Source organism: Desulfosporosinus sp. Sb-LF (assembly GCF_004766055.1).
Lineage (GTDB): Bacteria > Bacillota > Desulfitobacteriia > Desulfitobacteriales > Desulfitobacteriaceae > Desulfosporosinus.
This window is the reverse complement of sequence record NZ_SPQR01000005.1, coordinates 50,771-66,696: the sequence shown is the minus strand read 5'-3', so window position 1 is coordinate 66,696 and position 15,926 is coordinate 50,771. Positions and strand designations below refer to the sequence as shown.

The 15,926-nt window shown below is 42.9% G+C and carries 16 protein-coding genes and 1 riboswitch; of the genes, 10 read left to right on the top strand and 6 right to left on the bottom strand.

What is annotated here, in order from left to right; genetic code table 11:
• Complete coding sequence (locus tag E4K68_RS08525; RefSeq protein WP_135378511.1) at positions 1–198, bottom strand: CooT family nickel-binding protein; 198 nt, start codon at positions 196–198, stop codon at positions 1–3.
• A 694-nt stretch (positions 199–892) separates the two neighbouring features.
• On the opposite strand from E4K68_RS08525, the gene E4K68_RS08520 reads away from it, so the two are divergent.
• The 3 genes from E4K68_RS08520 to E4K68_RS08510 all read left to right on the top strand — a co-directional run bounded on the left by E4K68_RS08520 (position 893) and on the right by E4K68_RS08510 (position 3,722).
• Positions 893–2,074, top strand: coding sequence for a DVU0298 family protein (locus E4K68_RS08520; protein WP_135378510.1), 1,182 nt, complete (start codon positions 893–895; stop codon positions 2,072–2,074).
• A 236-nt stretch (positions 2,075–2,310) separates the two neighbouring features.
• Positions 2,311–2,691, top strand: a complete 381-nt coding sequence (locus E4K68_RS08515) for a VOC family protein (RefSeq protein WP_135378762.1) — start codon at positions 2,311–2,313, stop codon at positions 2,689–2,691.
• Positions 2,692–2,795: 104 nt separating this feature from the next.
• On the top strand, positions 2,796–3,722 hold the full coding sequence (locus tag E4K68_RS08510; RefSeq protein WP_135378509.1) for a TIGR01212 family radical SAM protein: 927 nt from the start codon (positions 2,796–2,798) through the stop codon (positions 3,720–3,722).
• Positions 3,723–3,773: 51 nt separating this feature from the next.
• Here E4K68_RS08510 and E4K68_RS08505 read toward each other — a convergent pair whose 3' ends face one another.
• Complete coding sequence (locus E4K68_RS08505) at positions 3,774–3,968, bottom strand: hypothetical protein (RefSeq protein ID WP_243450311.1); 195 nt, start codon at positions 3,966–3,968, stop codon at positions 3,774–3,776.
• Positions 3,969–4,000: 32 nt separating this feature from the next.
• Entirely contained in the window at positions 4,001–5,251 is a 1,251-nt protein-coding gene (gene eam / locus E4K68_RS08500) for a glutamate 2,3-aminomutase (RefSeq protein ID WP_135378508.1), read from the bottom strand.
• A 108-nt stretch (positions 5,252–5,359) separates the two neighbouring features.
• Positions 5,360–5,487, bottom strand: a riboswitch (cyclic di-AMP (ydaO/yuaA leader).
• A 113-nt stretch (positions 5,488–5,600) separates the two neighbouring features.
• On the opposite strand from eam, the gene E4K68_RS08495 reads away from it, so the two are divergent.
• The 6 genes from E4K68_RS08495 (at position 5,601) to E4K68_RS08470 (ending at position 11,504) form a co-directional block, all read left to right on the top strand.
• A complete protein-coding gene (locus E4K68_RS08495; protein ID WP_135378507.1) occupies positions 5,601–6,203 on the top strand; it encodes a TrkA C-terminal domain-containing protein in 603 nt (200 codons plus the stop codon).
• A 15-nt stretch (positions 6,204–6,218) separates the two neighbouring features.
• Positions 6,219–6,575, top strand: coding sequence for a holo-ACP synthase (acpS, locus tag E4K68_RS08490; RefSeq protein WP_135378506.1), 357 nt, complete (start codon positions 6,219–6,221; stop codon positions 6,573–6,575).
• A 49-nt stretch (positions 6,576–6,624) separates the two neighbouring features.
• A complete protein-coding gene (locus E4K68_RS08485; RefSeq protein WP_135378505.1) occupies positions 6,625–8,238 on the top strand; it encodes an NAD(P)H-hydrate dehydratase in 1,614 nt (537 codons plus the stop codon).
• Positions 8,219–9,337: an alanine racemase gene (alr, locus tag E4K68_RS08480; RefSeq protein ID WP_135378504.1), complete on the top strand. Its 1,119-nt coding sequence runs from the start codon at positions 8,219–8,221 to the stop codon at positions 9,335–9,337. The genes E4K68_RS08485 and alr overlap by 20 nt, the downstream gene beginning before the upstream one ends.
• A gap of 139 nt (positions 9,338–9,476) precedes the next feature.
• Entirely contained in the window at positions 9,477–11,054 is a 1,578-nt protein-coding gene (clcA, locus tag E4K68_RS08475; RefSeq protein WP_135378503.1) for a H(+)/Cl(-) exchange transporter ClcA, read from the top strand.
• A gap of 219 nt (positions 11,055–11,273) precedes the next feature.
• Positions 11,274–11,504: a hypothetical protein gene (locus E4K68_RS08470; RefSeq protein WP_243450310.1), complete on the top strand. Its 231-nt coding sequence runs from the start codon at positions 11,274–11,276 to the stop codon at positions 11,502–11,504.
• A 114-nt stretch (positions 11,505–11,618) separates the two neighbouring features.
• On the opposite strand, the gene E4K68_RS08465 is transcribed toward E4K68_RS08470, so the two are convergent.
• The 3 genes from E4K68_RS08465 to E4K68_RS08455 all read right to left on the bottom strand — a co-directional run bounded on the left by E4K68_RS08465 (position 11,619) and on the right by E4K68_RS08455 (position 14,141).
• Positions 11,619–11,885, bottom strand: a complete 267-nt coding sequence (locus tag E4K68_RS08465) for a hypothetical protein (protein WP_135378501.1) — start codon at positions 11,883–11,885, stop codon at positions 11,619–11,621.
• 11 nt (positions 11,886–11,896) lie between these two features.
• Positions 11,897–12,892 carry a DMT family transporter gene (locus E4K68_RS08460; protein WP_135378500.1) on the bottom strand — a complete coding sequence of 332 codons (996 nt, stop codon included), beginning with the start codon at positions 12,890–12,892 and terminating at the stop codon, positions 11,897–11,899.
• A gap of 334 nt (positions 12,893–13,226) precedes the next feature.
• A complete protein-coding gene (locus E4K68_RS08455; RefSeq protein ID WP_135378499.1) occupies positions 13,227–14,141 on the bottom strand; it encodes a LysR family transcriptional regulator in 915 nt (304 codons plus the stop codon).
• A gap of 402 nt (positions 14,142–14,543) precedes the next feature.
• Between E4K68_RS08455 and E4K68_RS08450 the strand changes: the two genes are divergently transcribed.
• Complete coding sequence (locus tag E4K68_RS08450) at positions 14,544–15,920, top strand: MFS transporter (RefSeq protein WP_135378498.1); 1,377 nt, start codon at positions 14,544–14,546, stop codon at positions 15,918–15,920.
• The last annotated feature ends 6 nt before the right edge of the window (positions 15,921–15,926 follow it).

Genomic DNA, 15,926 nt, shown 5'->3' with positions numbered 1-15,926 from the left:
TTACTTGTCGTCTGTTCTTTCCAAAAGAATTCGATGATTGAGAAGAGTCATGTCTTTGATTTTGGCTTGGATAAACTTTTGCATCCCGAAAATATCCATGAGCTTAAGACCGCCTTCGTAGGGTTCAATAGTATCGACCGACTCCATGAACAGTACTTCGGTTTCTCCCTCTTTGAGGTAGGCATTTGCTTCACACATTACATTTTGCTCCTTCTTTTTAAAAAATTAAAAAGGGCCATAGCGCTGCCCTTGTTAGGGACAGACCTCCATGGTCCTTTTTTGTGCATTATCAAATTTTTCTATAAAATACAATTCGACATCCAGAAAGGATTTCCTTCTAAAACGATCACAAAAAATAAAAAAGTTTAAATAAAGGACAAGGCCAAGAAAAAGCTCTTCCTATGACTAAAAGATATCTGACGGTCAGATCAAGTATATCATTAGACATTTTCACACGTAAGATGCAGGAGGATTTTGAAGGAGTTTTAGAACATCTTAATTCAAAGGCCTTGTCACAATAGTTATTGTAGCTTATATTTGGAATTAGCGCCTTGAAATTATTGTCCAGTATAGGATAAATAAATACTCTTTATATAAAATTAAAAGAAGTTTATTGCTGTTATTCCATAATTTAACTACTTATGGAATAAATTCATGATTTTTGCGCATTATTTAGTTTTTGAGTGAAGCGCATGGGCGGCCGCCTTTGGGGCTGCCTTTTTATTGTTAGTTTATTACAAAGCTGTATTCAGTTATAATGATATTATAGTTTTAATAAAGTACGAGGCTGATTATAAGAACTAACACAAAGATCTGTGATGACGGTGGATCTTGGTAGAAACTTAAATGTATAAGGAAGTTACGAAAGAGATAGAAGAAAGCAGGTGATCTCATGCCTTCCAAGATAGAACTGGAACAAGTTTTAGCCAAGCGGGATTGGAAGCAACTATGCCACTGGGTAAAAGAAAATAAGAACATCTATCGACAACTGATGGCTCGAATTTATGTTAAAGATGGGATAGTCTTCTGGCGAGCGGTAGAGGCATTAGGGGTAGTTGCGGATTATATCGAGCAAGAAGAACCAAACTATGCTGTGGAACTTGTGCGACGTTATTTTTGGATGCTCAACGAAGAATCAGGAGGGACGGCTTGGAATGCTTCTGATGCGATAGGAAGCATTCTTGCTCATTGTCCGGAGACATGCGGACACTTTAATTGGATGCTTTCGGGGCTAATAGAAGATGAAAGTTTGCGCGATGGTGCTTTATGGGGGTTGGCGCAATTGGCTCAGGTTGCTCCACATTTAGTGGATCCCCTTGAAGAACGCATCAGGCCTATCTTAGAATCTGAAGTACCCTTAGCGAGAGGTTTAGCTGCATTAATCTATGCACTGATGAGGATTCCACAGGAAGACTTTGCGTTTTATCGCGAAAAAGGGCCAAGATGGACCGTTCCGATAGAGCTTGATCAACGTTTGCAAAAGGATAAAACCTCAGTTGAAGTCTATCAAGATGGCCAACTAATCCGCTATCTCGTTCAGGAACTTTGGCAGGCTCAAACGGTTGCTTATTGGACGGAACGGGTGATGATTAAAGACCTTGAGGTTGAGTTAACGGTTGCCTCTACCCCGATAGGGATGTGTTGGCTAGGGCTTGGCCCATCGGTTGAGGAAGAAAAGACTTTGAGGACATGGGCGTCACGATGGTTCCCTAAATGGTTTTTGATGCGTAAGCGCGAGCCGAATCGCGAAGCTATTAGCCAGTTACAAGAGTATCTTGATGCCAAACGTAGAGAGTTTACGATCCCTCTCCATCAGATGGGAACCCCTTTCCAACGTCAAGTATGGGAAGAACTTCTGCGCATTCCTTATGGGGTGACACGCAGTTATGGTGAAATAGCTCTGAGGGTGGGAAACCCAAAGGGTCAGAGAGCAGTGGGTATGGCCAACAATCGAAATCCCATTGGAATTGTGGTTCCTTGCCATCGAGTGATCGGAAAAAATGGAAGTTTGACAGGGTATGCCGGGGGGGTGGACATTAAACAAAGGCTTTTGGAGCTAGAGCGTCTTGTATGATCCTCGGAGCGAGGGAGTTCTCAAGGAAAAAATAGTTATTTTTACATATTGGTCATAATGTAATGTAAGCTCTAACTAGAGCCAATTAGAGACCATGGAAACGTAGTATATGACTAAATTTCAAGGGAAAGATAGACTAACTAAAGAGATTATTGTCCCAAAACTTGGAGAGGTTCATACAATTACGAAAGGATAAGGTTAGGTTTTGTCCAAGTTTTCTTAACTAGGTGAAAGAAATGCCAAACAAGTCTTTTTTTATAGGAATCGAACATATTGGGATTAAGGCCTTGGATATGGAAAAGGCTATTCACTTTTACATAGAGGTACTCGGCTTTAAGTTTTCGCACCGGATAAAACCAGGAGAGGTGGAATTGGCTTTTCTAGAATTAGGGGGTACTGTCGTGGAACTAGTCGAAGTTATCGACGGGCAGCAGTATGAAGATGGTGTTGTCAATCACTTGGCCCTGAAGGTATCAGATATCTTTAAAGCTTATAAGCATTTACGAGCTCATCAAGTGGAGATGATTTCTTCCGAGCCCATGACTATAGGAGAAGGAAGGTATAACTTTTTTTTCCGTGGTCCTAGCGGAGAGAAACTTGAACTTTACCAGGGGTAATACACTTCATTATTAAAGTTTTAGGCGCTCAGGTTATTGCTTTAAAGGAGCATTAACTTCTTCGAGGGACCTGGATAAATTAATGGATTAATCCAACGGAAAGAATGGCTTATACTATGCAAAAGCGCTATCATACCTTTAATGAACAGTTGCGTGAAAGGTTCGGAGGGAAGATCTTTAAGGTCTCGTTAGATGCTGGATTTACATGCCCTAACCGAGATGGGACGTTGGGAACGGGCGGGTGTGTCTATTGCAGTGAACGGGGGTCCGGAGATTTTGCTGGAAATCAGGAGCTGTCTATTCACGATCAGTTTGTAGAAGTGAAGGAACGAATGAAGAAAAAATGGCCTGGTGCCAGGTACATCGCGTATTTCCAAGCCTATACGAATACCTATGCCAACGTAACACGGTTGCGCGAAGTCTATGAAGAGGCCTTAGCCGAGGAGCATGTCGTAGGGTTATCCATATCGACAAGGCCGGACTGCTTACCAGAGGATGTCTTGGATTATCTTGAGGAATTGAATCAAAGAACCTATTTGTGGGTCGAGCTGGGGTTACAAAGTATTCATGACCGAACCATGCAGTGGATTGGTCGTGGTCATGACTATGCTCAATTTCTAAGGGGCCTTGATCAGTTGCGTTCGAGGGGAATACAGGTTTGTGCTCATATTATTCTTGGGTTACCGGGAGAAACAAAAGCAGAAATGATGGCAACAGCGCAAGCGGTTGCTGAGCTTCCTTTACAAGGGATCAAACTTCATTTGTTACATGTATTGAGGGGAACGCCGTTGGAGGAAATTTATCAGTGTGAACCGTTTGATTTTCTGACGAAAGAAGGCTATGTCTCGCTCATCGTCGATATTTTGGAGATCTTACCACAAGAGATGGTGATTCATCGTTTGACAGGAGATGGACCACCGGACGATCTCATCGGACCTCTTTGGAGCCGCAAAAAATGGGAGGTCCTCAATGCTATTGACGCGGAATTAGCACGAAGAGATACATGGCAAGGGAAAAACGCAAAAAACTAGCGGTCCGAGGACCGCTAGTAAATGGAGAGGACTAAGTGATATTCACAAGACCTATTCTAAAGGTCTTAGCAAAGGTCTATGAAATGGGGTCGTGGAAATCGGACGTTGGAAATATCCTACGGTGGTTTTTGGTTGGGATGGAGCAGGTTTATTAAGGCTAGGTGCTAAGTTCAAGTAACGTTTCAGATCTGAGTTTGCATCCAGAATCCGCTGGGCTATTTGGTCGTTATTGAGACGTTCCATCATTTTACACACCCCTTTCAAAGGTTAATCTCCTATTATGGAGTTTCATACCGGATGAGTTTTCCTTCCCAAGTACGCAAAACCGCTTTGTTTTCATGGAGGGACATAAGATATTGCGGTAAGATGGGAGTTTTGCCGCCGCCTTTGGGAGCATTCACAATATAGGTTGGTATCGCAAGCCCTGAAGTATATCCCCGTAAATGTTCCATAACATCAAGTCCGTCTTGGATCCGAGGCACAAAATGACGTGTTCCTTTGACGTTTTTGGCATGAAAGATATAATAGGGGCGGACTCTAATTTTGAGTAGTTCTTGATTGAGTTTTTTCATGATTTCCGGCTGATTATTAACGCCTTTGAGCAATACCGTCTGATTTCCTAAGACCACTCCGGCTGCAACGAGTTTGTCAGCCGCCTTTTTGGCATCTTCGGTCACTTCTTTGGGGTGGTTGAACTGTGTGTTGATATATAAAGGTGGATATTTGGCCAAGATAGAACATAATTCATTCGTAATGCGCATCGGCATGGTCACGGGAGCTCGTGTCCCGAGGCGTTTGATTTCTACATGAGGAATGGAATGGAGTTCCCCAAGAAGCCAATCTAAGGTTAGATCACTGAGAAGTAAGGCGTCTCCGCCTGTCACTAAGACGTCCCGAATCTCGGGGTTTGACCGAATATAATCGAGCGCTGCTGTAAGTCGGGCCCGTTCTTCGTGGGTGTCCGTTTCACCAATATTTCGTCGGCGCTGACAATGTCGGCAGTACATTGCGCACATATTCGTGACGTTGATAATTAAGCGATCAGGATAACGACGGGTAATGCAGGGAGCAGGGGATGTAATGGCTTCCCCCATGGGATCTTCTTCGCCAAAATCATCGAAAAGTTCATCCTGTGTAGGTAGTCCCTGAAGACGAATAGGGTCAAGGGGATCTGTAACATCCATCAAACTCAGATAGTACGGGGATACAGCCCAACGGAAGGTTTTTCCTACACGCTCGATTTCTTGGCATTGTTCCGTGGTTAAGGCGGGAAGTATAGCACTCAAGACGTGAGGATCGGTGATCCTGTTGTGCATTTGCCAGTGCCAATTATTCCAGTCTTCGAGCGTTGCATTGAAGTGCTTTAGAATGTTTGCTCGGTTGAATTGGTAAGCTTCTGTGTTCGAGAACCCCGTTGGGATGGTTTTGCATTTTTCAAGATAAGGCGTTATTTTTTGTTTAAGAACTGCGCCCCGCTGCAGTGCGAATTGACGAAATGTATCGGGTTTATTGAGAAGTTGAACAGCCATCCAGATTCCTCCTTTATTATATTCGAGGGTTCACGATTGAAACAAAAAGAGAACCGCTCTACTATGGCGGTTCCCAAAAGAAATAAACGCAGAATATCACGATATTACGTTAACGTGTTTCAACGCTTACGAGGTTAGCTGTCGGGTTCGAGCTGAAACTGCTCTACGCCATTTGGCGATTCACCCCAAGATGTGGTTCCCCCGTTTTCCTTTAGGAAATTAAGCAATCTATTATTTATTTTTACTAACAACTTAATAGTAACATTAAAGTTGTTACTTGTCAATAGCATGATGCCACCAGCATTTGGCTATGTTATAATAGAACAAATGGGGTAAGGGGTTGAACTGATTGGACCAAGCACGCTATCAGGAAATAGCTATTGATATAGCGCACGCTATCACGATGGGAGAATATCATGAAGGAGAAAAAATTCATGGTCGTTCTACGTTAGCAGGGCGGTATAATGTCTCACCAGAAACTATACGTCGGGCGATTGCAATTCTGCAAAATGTCGGTGTGGTTATGGTTAGTCAAGGGGTAGGGATTACCGTAACATCAAAGTCTTTGGCAGAAAAATTTACTAAATCCTTCAACCAAAAAGGAGAAATCCAAGTCTTTCTAGAAGACTTAAAAAGTTTAATGGACCAAAGGCGTGAGAATGATCTAAAGATTGAACACCATCTAAACAAAATGCGTGGATATGCTGAACGCATTATGTCCCGTTGGCTAGATGTCGGAGAAATCAAACTAGAAAAGGCCTCATCGGCGATTGGGAAGACCTTGCAGGAATTAAGGATTCGAGAGCGTACGGGGACAACGATTATTGCAGTAGTTCGAGACGGTTTTGAACATTTTTCTCCGGAGGCTGGTTTTGTTCTTCAAGCAGAAGATGTCTTACTAGTTGCAGGCTCAGCAGAGGGCCAAGTTCAGTTGACGCAGTTAATTACATGATTTGGAGTATGCAAAATGTATCCTGGCATTGATATTATTGAAATAGAACGAATCGATATAGCGTTTAAACGTCAACCAAAGTTGAATGAACGTCTTTTCACACCTAGAGAGAGAGAGAACCTTAGAAGTAAAGGCATTCAGAGTTATGCGGCTCGTTTCGCTGGAAAAGAGGCTGTTCTTAAAACATTGGGGACAGGGCTCTGCGGATTATCCTGGCATGATATAGAAATATTGAGTGATGTTAGTGGAGAGCCTCTAGTTTATCTTAGTTCCAGAGCCATGAATTTGGTTAGGGCCAGAGGCGGTTCCACGGTTCGAGTCAGTTTGTCCCATAATCGCACGCAGGCGATGGCCTTTGCGGTCTTAGACTAAGAAACAAAAAATTGGACGCAAGATAAGAATAAGAACCGGGGTGGGGAAAGTGCGTGTGGTTAGCGCCGAACAGATGAGGCAGATCGAAGAAAGAGCAATTTCAAATTATGGCATTCCGAGTTTACTGCTTATGGAGAATGCAGCCTGGGCTGTTGTCGAAGAAATTCGTCATTGTCTCTCCGAGTCGAGTGGGGGAGGGATGAACGGCCGAAAGGCAGTGATTTTAGTTGGCAAGGGCAATAATGGAGGAGACGGCTTGGCTGTGGCACGGCATTTGGTTCTCCAAGGCATGGATGTCACGGCTTTGCTATTCGCTGGCCTGAAGGAATTTAAAGGAGATGCAGCCTTAAACTTGCGCCTTTTTCAAGGAACAACTGGGAGATGCTTTGTAATAGAAGGGGAGAAACAACGGCGTTTGACGCGTTTGGCATTAACTCAAGCGGATGTCGTGGTGGATGCCCTGTATGGGATTGGGATGCGTGGGGCTTTGCCGAGTTTGATCGAAGAATATGTCGATGAAGTAAATCGTGCATCGGGGTGTGTGATCTCTATCGACGTTCCCAGTGGGGTGGAGGCCAACACGGGAAATGTCTACCGTACTGCGATCCGCGCCCACACCACCGTTACCTTTGGACTTCCTAAATGGGGTCTTTTTCTGGGCGAAGGGCCAGAATACAGCGGACGGGTTGTGGTGGATTCAATTTCTATTCCCGAACCCTACTTTAAAGATGAAGAAATTTCTACGTTTGTGTTAACGGATGGCGATGTGCGCGCTATGCTGCCCATTCGCCAATTTAAAGGTCACAAAGGAACCCATGGTAAAGGAATTCTTGTGGCAGGGTCTAAAGGAATGAGTGGAGCTGCTGTTCTAGCTGGGCGGGGAGCTTTGCGAAGCGGCATTGGACTGTTGCAGATCATCACTCCGGAGGGAATTGCCAAAGAAGTTGATGCAAACATCACGGAAGCAACCGTTTGGTCCGCACCTGGAGAAGATACCCTGAACGAAAAAGCTTGGTCAGCGATCTTAAAGCAATCCGAGAAGGCCCAAGCCTTGGCAGTAGGGCCGGGCTTAGCTCAGAATCCGCAATTTATAACTGTACTAGAGGAAATCTTGAGAAACATACGTTGCCCGGTTGTCTTGGATGCGGATGCCCTCAATCTGGTATCTTCAGTACCGGGCTTACTGGGTTCGCTGAATAGCGGAGGTCCCCGGATCCTTACGCCCCATCCGGGTGAAATGGCCCGGCTTTGTCAATGTAGTGTTGAAGATATTGAGCGAAACCGACTGGATATCGCGGTAACGAAAGCCGTGGAATGGGAGTCAGTGGTTGTTTTAAAGGGTTCCGTGACCATCATTGCCTCACCAGACGGCCGAGCCTTTTTCAATCCAACTGGAAATCCCGGATTGGGGACTGGAGGAACGGGTGACATCCTCACAGGTTGCATTCTCGCTTGGCTGGCACAAGGGATTGCCCCGCTGGAAGCGGCGTGTCTGGGCGTATACTTACATGGGAAAGCAGCGGATGAGTTAGCGATAGAGTATGGATGGTCAGGGTTTACTGCATCGGAAGTGGCAGAACAACTGCCTAAAGTGCGGCGTGCGTTGGAACTTACGCCTTTAGAGGGAAAGAGGAGATGGAGATATGGGACGGGTTTGGGCTGAGGTGAATCTACAAACTCTAAAAGAAAATTACTTCAAGCTTCAGGCGTATACCCAGAGTGAAATGATGCCGATTGTCAAGGCTGATGCCTACGGGCATGGAGTGATCACCGTCGTGAAAACGTTAATTACGTGCGGGGCAAAGCGTTTCGGAGTTGCTCTCTTGGAAGAAGCGCTGGAGATTAAAGCGGCGTTTCCAGAGCTTACGGTTATGGTCATTGGGGCTACCGAACCGGACCAGTCGGATATTCTAGTTAGGGAGGATATAATTCCTGCCATTTTCCAATTTGTTCAGGCACAGGCGCTCTCAGAGGCGGCTGTTAAACAAAATCGAACTGCGAGATTACATATTAAAGTCGATACAGGAATGAGTCGAATTGGATTTCGAGAAACAGACTTGGCGGAGATTCTGCGTATTGCCGCTTTGCCGAACCTATTAATCGAAGGAATTTTTACACACTTTGCCACGTCTGATCAAAAAGATCTGTCGTTCGCTCGAGAGCAGCTAAAGCGTTTTCAGTCCATTTATAACAAACTCAAGGTTGGCGGCCTTACAATCCCAATCAGGCATGCAGCCAATAGCGCGGCAATTCTCCAATTTCCAGAATCACATTTTGAACTTGTGCGTCCGGGAATAGGCCTTTATGGCCTTGCGCCGTCGTCGCAGATTGGTGGAAACGTTGGCTTGGAACCGGTAATGTCTTGGAAAGCGAAAGTGTCTCATCTCAAAACTATTAAAACAGGAGAAACCGTAAGCTATGGTCGTACTTTCCAAGCCGCTTACCCGACCCGTGTTGCAACTATCCCGATGGGTTATGCGGATGGGTTGCGCAGGTCTCTTTCAAATCATGGTGAAATGCTTATCCAGGGGCGGCGTGCCATGGTTATCGGGCGGATCTGCATGGATCAGACTATGCTTGAAGTGACCAAGATCAAGGGAGTAAAAGTAGGGGATGTCGTGACGATCCTGGGAAAGGATGGCAATGAACAAATTACGGCGACAGAAATGGCGGATTGGATCGGAACGATCAACTATGAGGTGATCTGTGGAATATCGAAACGAGTTCCCCGAATTTATCTCGATCCTATTGAGAAAGATTAAAGCATGGGTTTTTAAATAACGGATATTTGAGGCTCACACGTACTAGGTGTGAGCCTAGTATTTCTGGATGCATTGTTAGATGTTCAAATAAGAGGGAAAAATTTCAGGGTATGGATTCACCTGCAATTATGGAGAACGAATGGACACAAATAATAAAAATAATACTTATAATTCATTGTTTCATTGGCATAGTTTTCGCTTGAAATTAGTTTTTGAAGGAATTGCTGTTGGGATTTTAACGGGTTTTGTAGTGGTCTTATATCGCTATGCCCTCGAAGAAATGGGGATTTTGCTCACTGAAGTTTATCAAGGATTGACTCAACGACCCATTTTGATACCCATTTGGGTATGCGTTTTGGCTGTGTTAGGCTATTCCGTTGGTTTGATGGTCAAATATGAGCCAATGATCAGTGGGAGTGGTATTCCACAGGTTAAAGGGGTTTTGTTAAGAAAACTTGAGATGGAATGGTGGAAGGTGATCCTTGGTAAATTTATTGGGGGAGTTCTGGTCATTGGAACAGGGCTTTCTATGGGACGAGAAGGTCCTTCCGTTCAATTAGGTGCAGCGGTGGGTCAGGGCTTCAGTAAACTATTTAAGAGAATTAAGATAGAAGAAAAATATCTCATTACAAGTGGAGCAAGTGCTGGTCTTGCTGCTGCCTTTAATGCCCCTTTGGCAGGGGTCATGTTTGCCCTCGAGGAAATCCATAAGAACTTTTCTCCTATCGTGTTGCTTTCAGCGCTATCCGCGGCATTATCGGCTGATTTTGTAAGCAGTCAATTTTTTGGTCTAAAGCCAGTCTTTAACTTTACTAATCTAACCATCTTGCCACTTAGGTCTTATGCTTACATTGTTCTATTAGGAATGATCACCGGGGTCTTAGGGGTCGCTTTCAATAAAACAATTTTACGAACACAGGATTTATATGTAGAGCAAAAATGGCTCTCTAAAAGGTTCTGGATTATCATCCCGCTCTTAATTTCTGTCGTCTTGGGATTGAGATTACCTCAGGTTTTGGGGGGGGGGCATGAACTGATAGTATCGCTTGTCACCACAGGAAATTTCTCTCTTACTATTCTTATTGTCTTATTGCTCGTGAAGTTTTTATTTACAATGGCGAGCTTTGGATCAGGTGCGCCTGGAGGGATCTTCCTTCCTTTGCTTGCCATCGGTGCAATCATCGGGAATGTATATGGAGTGGTCCTTGTTCAATTTTTTCATTTCGAGAGTGGTTTTATGAGTAACTTTATAATTTTGGCGATGGCGGGTTACTTCACAGCGGTGGTTAGGGCTCCAATAACAGGAACGATTTTGATTACTGAAATGACTGGGTCCTTTAGCCATTTGCTTTCTCTGGCAGTTGTGTCCATTGTAGCCTATATTGTTGCGGATCTATTAGGTTCAAAACCCATTTATGAGTCCTTATTGGATAGGATTTTACACAAACAGGGTGAGAGGGCCGTTATGGGTAACGAGAAAACAAAATCCATCTTAGAGTTTGCAGTGTGTCTAGGGTCGATGCTAGATGGTAAAAAGATCAAAGAAGTAACTTGGCCATCAGATTGCTTACTAGTTTCCGTCAAACGTGGAGAACGAGAAATAATCCCCAAAGGGGATACGGTTATTTACCCAGGGGATTACTTAATTGTCCTAACGAATGAGGATAGAGTTTCGAAAATAAACGATATTATGATCCAGATGGCTCATGTCAATTAAGGTGTGAGCCATTTTCGAAGTTAGGCATGTAAGAGTTAAGTTCTTATCGCGTTGGGGAGCTCAGAAAACCATTGAAGAACAATGATAAAGTAAAGAATACAGTAGACTTGGGCAAAGGTTGGAGATGAAAAGGTGAATTACTCTACATAAAACCCCGAACTATATCATAAGTTTTGGCAAGGGGGGAGTGCCATGGCTTTGATTGATCTAACCACGTGGATGAGTTATGGTTTTTTTGTTCTTTGCCTGATACTCGGCTGGGGTGCTGCCGGAGCCCTTGATTACGATGGAATTTTGCGCCGTTCGACGTCTCGTGGCGGACGGATTCTACTTCGTGTAGGGGTGGCTCTGGTATTGGCTGAGGGATTTAGACTTTTCTTAAGCTATGTGTTGGGTCCTATTCTTGACCTGGTGGTGAATCAAAGCATCAACGGTTTCAAGGCGTTTTGATTTGAGTAGATAGTGATTTAAAAGCGAAAGCAAAGGCCTTACATGCGTCACGTAAAGGCCTTTGCTTTCGTTGTTTATAGGCGGAGAGAACATGTGTGGGATGAGGATTCTTATCTAACTGATATATTTCATGCGGCTTGCACCATAATCCGTAATTTTATAATACTGTTTAAGTTTACCCTTATTATTTAAGGTAACATTCGTTAGCTCAATAAGGCCGACAGCCTTTAAGGTAAGAAGGTAGTCTTCAACGCCTTTTTCATGAACACTTCGATCAAGAGGGTATTCAATTTTGAGCATTCCCAATATCTGTTGATTTGAAACTCCTTCGATTTGAGAGATCACTTGTACAATTCTAAATTTTACAGGTATCTGGCTCATGGTGAACCTCCTTATCGACTTCTTAAATTAACTAAATCTTTGGGATTGCCTATAGTAAGAATTGTGCCAAGGGAAATGATGACAACTCCGATAATTAGGTTCGATGTTATTTGTAAATTGTTCAACAACCATCCGAAGAAGACAGACCATAATGCAAAGGTCACGTTGAGACCCATAGCCCTGCCTACCCCGGTCATATTCATAGCACGATACCAAGATAAAAAGGAGGTTCCACCAACCAAGCCGATAACTGCAATGTACCAGCCAGAGGGTGTCGTAAAACTTTCGAATAGAATCTGGTAAGCAACTCCTCCTAACAAGGGTAGAATGGCAAAGACATAGACGAAAAATGAAGTAGCTTCCCTTATACCAATGGCGATATCCGAATCCACTAAATCCATCCCATAAGTTGACATTACACCTTCTATTGCCCAACCAATGGCGGCAACTGCAGCTAATCCAATACCGAGATAAAAGTGGGGATAAGCGGACCCTTCAGGTGGAACAAACCCAACAATAAATGAGCCGATAATGGCTAATACAATGCCAGCCCATACACGGGGCGATACCTTTTCCTTGAGAAAAATGGACCCAAGAATAGCGCCAATAGCAGGATAAGCTGCGGTGATTGCTGCAGTGTAGGAGGCACCCGCAAAATAAATTCCTAGCAAATTACCGGACATCCCAATGGGGCCACCCAAGATAGCTGCCAACATTATCATATTGGCAGGGCGAGTTTTCATGGTGCGCGCATAATCACGCCATTTACCGTTAATGACATTATGAATAAACAACCATAGTGCTGCGAATCCATCATGTATGCAGGCTCCTACCAAAGGAGCAGCGAAGATACTCATGTTGTTTGTGAAGGGTGCTAAACCCAAGACCATCCCCATCAATACCCCGTCCAGTCCCCAAGCTGCGCCAGTGAATAAACCGCTGCCTATACCCTTTTTAGCAAAGGCTAGGTCTCTCTTTTGTAAAAGTAATTGTATTTTTTGATCCATATGCTTAATAACTCCTTATTTTCTGTTTCTCAACAGCAATTTCTAGAGGCTCAGATATAGATTCATTAGACCTAAAACGAAGGTCTTGCTCTTATGAGAAATATTTAACATAGCTTCTTAACTTAACCCGAGAGTACCAATCTGCCGTTACCCCAGTATTTGCATTATAAGATCAAAGTTTATTGTGTGTAAAATACTTGCTGAATATGCCCCCTATAGACACAAATACAAAAAGAGGATCATACACCAGATGGTATATAACCTCTTTCTAAAATGAGGTAGCAACAAATTGGTAAGATTTGTTGCTACCTCGAAAAGTGCCAGGGTGCTTATTTCATAAATTATTCATGGAATACTTGGAACATACAGCTTTGATAACTTTAATAAATTCTTTTTCGACCATTGATAAGTGGTGACGGTTTAACCAAATTAAGATTATTGAAATTTCTAAGCTAATGTCACTGATCGTCACCTTAGTTATTTTACTAGATTTTATATACTCATCAGCCATAAATTGTGGGACAAAGGCAATGGTTCTGCCCTGAGATAAGAGCTTCTCCATCATCTCTAAGTTGTCAACTCGATATAAAACATTAAGTTCTCCATATTTCTGCAATACACTTGACACTCCACAGCTTGTGAGGTACTCGGTATTGTACAACAGTATTGGCAAAGAAAGAGCTTTGGCTAGTGTCATTGTTGATGATTCTGCAGCAATTTCAGAGCTACTTCCAGTGATGATTACTAATTCATCGGAAAATAACTCTTTATAGTTAAGATCTTTCGATTTGCTAAATGCATCAGTTTTCAAGATGATACCAAAGTCGGCTTTGCCGGATTCAACATCTCGCAATATGTTGTTGGATTCTCCGACTTTGAGTAGAGCATTAACTTTAGGATGATTTTGCTTAAAAGTGGTCAATATATCAGGCATCACGGTGATATTGATGCTCGGTTCTGCGGCAATTGAGATGTTTCCATTTAACTCGATCGAGTTACCGTGGGCAATAGATTTGATCTTATCAATTGTATTAAGCACTACCTTTGCTTCGATAATGACTAGTTCACCTATCTCGGTAAGCTGGGCGCCAGAATTTGACCTTTTCAGGAGAACCACACCTAATTCATCTTCAAGTTTACTGATGGCCGCACTTAGAGCAGGTTGCGAAATATGGGTACGCTCGGCCGCTAAAGAAATCGACTTCGATTCATGGACTGCAACCAAATAACATAATTGTTCAAATCGCATAGTGTTTAACCATCCTTGATAGTATATTGACTTCATAGACCACTTCTAGGGTATAGACCATTATTATAATTCATTATACTATGTGTCATTCAAATAACAAAGTATTTACAAAGTTTATAGGAAATTTAATTTTCCCTATCATTTGCAAGACAAAGGATCGAATACAGAATAGTTACAATAGGAATTATGAATTAACCCATAGTTATGTTAGTTATACGGGGCATAGTTACTAGGTATTTTACAAAGAAACATGTATTGAATATAATCTGACTTGTAAGTGCATGAAATCACAAGGGGAACAGCGGAATTCTTTAATATTAAAGTAGCAAGGGGGTTAAATGTAAACAATCCGTGAACTTATAGTTTATTGGTTAAACTTATTATGAATTAGGAGGCAAATATATGGCAGTAGCGGCAAGTGTGGATCCAGTAGTCAACACTCCTGGAAAGAGACGTTACCTTGATGAAGCCCGTATGTGTATGGAACATTATAAGTTTTTGATTATCTTAGCCTTAGCTTATGCTTTTGACCAAATGGATTTATTTACGTTTTCTTTCGTTGCTCCCGCTCTTACTAAACACTGGGGTGTTTCAATGGAGTGGATCGGCGTGGTTAACTCTTGTACTTTCGTAGGTATGTTGTTTGGATGTTGGTTCGGTGGGTGGCTATCTGACGTTATTGGCAGAAGAAAAGCATTTTTGTTTTCGGTCGCTTTTTTCTCAACATTTTCGGTATTAAACGGCGTGGCTCCTAATAAGGAATTATTCTTAGTCTTTAGAACCTTGACTGGTTTTGGTATTTTATCCATGGTTGTTGTGGCAATGGTCTATATCACAGAAATATTACCAGCTGCTTCAAGAGGAAAATGGCAAGCAATATCTCTGGCAACAGGATTGCTCAGTGTACCGTTAATTGGGCAAGTTGCTGAACGAATTGTACCAAGTAGTCCAGATGGTTGGAGAACTATTTTCTTCATCGGTGGAACAGGTTTTATTATCTTTGCCTTGGCCTTAGGTTGGTTAAAAGAATCTCCACGTTGGCTTATCTCCAAGGGTCGATATGCAGAGGCAGAAGTCGTAATTCAGAGATTTATGCCAGACGTCAAAGTTGACATTAAAAATGAAGCGAGCATCCCTGTAGAAGGTGCCGTTGTCAAAAAAGACGCAGGAACCATAGTAGCATTAAAAGAGATATTTAGTCAAAAATATGCTCGGAAAACCAGTGTGTTAATTACCATGGTTTGCTGTATTACCGTTGGTTACTTTATGTTCTTCGCTTGGATGCCTACCTTATTGAATGAATTTGGTTTCACATTGGAAGATGCTCTGTGGATGTCAGCTCTAGTATCCTTTGGAAGTCCTATCGGTAACTATCTAGCTGCTACCGTAACTGATAAAGGCGGTAGAAAGATCCCCATCGTTATATACAGTGTGCTAGTTGGTGTTATGACTATTGCCTTTGGTACTCTTAAGATCCCAATGCTCATCGTAGGGATTGGGTTTGTTATCAGGGTGCTCATGGATGGCGTTTTCGTTGTTATGTGGTCTTACTTGGCAGAATCTTATCCCACACATATTCGAAACAGTGGGACAGGTTTTATCTACAGTACTGGTCGGCTTCTAACTGCCGGTGCCATGATCGTAGTTCCAATGATCTACAAGAGTTTTGGATACACAATCTTATTCTTCATTATTGGTGCTATGTTCTTACTGACTGCTGTTGTTACTGGAATCTGGGGCGAGAAGACTGCTGGTCGATCGCTGGATGAAATCGCTTAATACTAT

Excerpts from the sequence above, each read along its gene's own strand:
- E4K68_RS08525 (WP_135378511.1), bottom strand. The coding sequence starts at position 198 with ATGTGTGAAGCAAATGCCTACCTCAAAGAGGGAGAAACCGAAGTACTG.
- E4K68_RS08520 (WP_135378510.1), top strand. The coding sequence starts at position 893 with ATGCCTTCCAAGATAGAACTGGAACAAGTTTTAGCCAAGCGGGATTGG.
- E4K68_RS08515 (WP_135378762.1), top strand. The coding sequence starts at position 2,311 with ATGCCAAACAAGTCTTTTTTTATAGGAATCGAACATATTGGGATTAAG.
- E4K68_RS08510 (WP_135378509.1), top strand. The coding sequence starts at position 2,796 with ATGGCTTATACTATGCAAAAGCGCTATCATACCTTTAATGAACAGTTG.
- E4K68_RS08505 (WP_243450311.1), bottom strand. The coding sequence starts at position 3,968 with ATGATGGAACGTCTCAATAACGACCAAATAGCCCAGCGGATTCTGGAT.
- eam (WP_135378508.1), bottom strand. The coding sequence starts at position 5,251 with ATGGCTGTTCAACTTCTCAATAAACCCGATACATTTCGTCAATTCGCA.
- acpS (WP_135378506.1), top strand. The coding sequence starts at position 6,219 with ATGTATCCTGGCATTGATATTATTGAAATAGAACGAATCGATATAGCG.
- alr (WP_135378504.1), top strand. The coding sequence starts at position 8,219 with ATGGGACGGGTTTGGGCTGAGGTGAATCTACAAACTCTAAAAGAAAAT.
- clcA (WP_135378503.1), top strand. The coding sequence starts at position 9,477 with ATGGACACAAATAATAAAAATAATACTTATAATTCATTGTTTCATTGG.
- E4K68_RS08470 (WP_243450310.1), top strand. The coding sequence starts at position 11,274 with ATGAGTTATGGTTTTTTTGTTCTTTGCCTGATACTCGGCTGGGGTGCT.
- E4K68_RS08465 (WP_135378501.1), bottom strand. The coding sequence starts at position 11,885 with ATGAGCCAGATACCTGTAAAATTTAGAATTGTACAAGTGATCTCTCAA.
- E4K68_RS08460 (WP_135378500.1), bottom strand. The coding sequence starts at position 12,892 with ATGGATCAAAAAATACAATTACTTTTACAAAAGAGAGACCTAGCCTTT.
- E4K68_RS08455 (WP_135378499.1), bottom strand. The coding sequence starts at position 14,141 with ATGCGATTTGAACAATTATGTTATTTGGTTGCAGTCCATGAATCGAAG.
- E4K68_RS08450 (WP_135378498.1), top strand. The coding sequence starts at position 14,544 with ATGGCAGTAGCGGCAAGTGTGGATCCAGTAGTCAACACTCCTGGAAAG.